The organism is Natrialba sp. PRR66, from assembly GCF_034808065.1.
In the GTDB taxonomy this organism is placed as follows: domain Archaea; phylum Halobacteriota; class Halobacteria; order Halobacteriales; family Natrialbaceae; genus Natrialba; species Natrialba aegyptia.
Window position 1 is genome coordinate 1 of record NZ_JAXHGN010000162.1, and the last position, 260, is coordinate 260.

The 260-nt window shown below is 70.8% G+C and carries 1 protein-coding gene; it reads right to left on the bottom strand.

Going from position 1 to position 260, the window contains the following annotated elements; all coding sequences use genetic code 11:
- On the bottom strand, positions 1-260 hold a 260-nt coding region (locus SM755_RS23855), incomplete at both ends, for a toprim domain-containing protein (RefSeq protein ID WP_323174864.1).

Genomic DNA, 260 nt, shown 5'->3' on the forward strand with positions numbered 1-260 from the left:
GATGTAGTGGGCGGTGGACTGGCCCTCGACGGTGGCGTTGACGGCGAGCACCATCTCCTTGACGTGCCCGTCCGCGACGCGCTCGACGAGGCGGTCGATCGAGAGGTCGTCGGGGCCGACGCCTTCCAAGGGCGACAGGACGCCGCCGAGGACGTGGTAGGCGGCGTTGAGGGCCTTCGCCCGCTCCAGCGCCCAAAGGTCCGACACGTCCTCGACCACCACCACCGTCGACTGGTCGCGGGCGGGGTCGGAGCAGATCG